This window comes from Campylobacter troglodytis (assembly GCF_006864425.1).
Lineage (GTDB): Bacteria > Campylobacterota > Campylobacteria > Campylobacterales > Campylobacteraceae > Campylobacter_D > Campylobacter_D troglodytis.
Genome location: NZ_QHLI01000176.1, coordinates 1 through 925, shown reverse-complemented (window position 1 = coordinate 925; position 925 = coordinate 1). Strand labels below are relative to the sequence as shown.

The 925-nt window shown below is 35.8% G+C and carries 1 protein-coding gene; it reads left to right on the top strand.

Annotated elements, in window-relative coordinates:
- The first annotated feature begins 3 nt into the window (after window positions 1-3).
- A complete protein-coding gene (thyX, locus tag DMC01_RS12585) occupies window positions 4-618 on the top strand; it encodes an FAD-dependent thymidylate synthase (RefSeq protein WP_142694524.1) in 615 nt (204 codons plus the stop codon).
- Window positions 619-925: the final 307 nt, after the last annotated feature.

Below are 925 nucleotides of genomic sequence, written 5' to 3'. Positions count from 1 at the left end.
AAAATGCAAGTTAGCCTAATGCACCATACCGAGCTTAAAATTTGTTCTCACGCCATTCGCACTTGCTGGCAAAGCTTTGAAAAAGGCGATGAGGGAGGAGATGTCGATAAGGAGCTTATATATAGAGTTGGCAATAAATTCAAGCACGCTTCTACCTTGGAGCATTTAAACTACACCTTTTATATTCAGGGCATTTCAAGGGCTTGTTTGCAAGAACTTGCCCGCCACCGCCACGCCAGTCTTAGTGTAAAATCCACCCGCTACACGCTTAAAGAGCTTAGAAATGAAAAAGAATTTGCACCCTTTGACTTTAAAAGGGCTGAAAAATACCTAGTTTTGTGTAAAAACGAAGAGGTTGATAATGCTAGCATAGCCGCACTTGAAAGATTAAGGCTGATCTTGCAAGGCACTATAAGTCTTGATCTTGCTAAGTACTGTTTAGTTGAAAGCTATAAAACAGAGCTTACATGGACAGCAAATGCTAGATCCTTGCAAAATTTCTTAGAACTTAGAAGCTCAAAATCAGCTCTTTGGGAGATTCAAAACCTTGCCCATGCTATCTTTGAAGCCTTGCCAAAAGAACATAGGTTTTTATTTGAGGACTTCGTAAACAAATGAGTTTTGCTGTTTTATATGCAAATTTTGTCATTTTGAAACTTATTTGTAAGCTAGAATCTCTAGCTTACAAGCTGAAATTTTCTTTTTTTTAAAGAAGCTGTGTTTGCTAAAGAGGCTATTGCTTTGCTGATAAACTTCGTTTTTGGGAGAAGTTGCGTTTTGCAAAATAAGCTATATTTTTAAGAGAAACTACGCTTTGAAATACTTCACAAAGTCTAAATGTAACAAAGTTTTTTAAGATGCCTTTGCTTTGATAGCTAATAATAACTGTTTTTTACAAAAGAGCTAAATAAAATTAAACTTAATA

Bases quoted from the DNA above. Each gene is read 5' to 3' on its own strand.
- thyX (WP_142694524.1), top strand. From the start codon at position 4: ATGCAAGTTAGCCTAATGCACCATACCGAGCTTAAAATTTGTTCTCAC.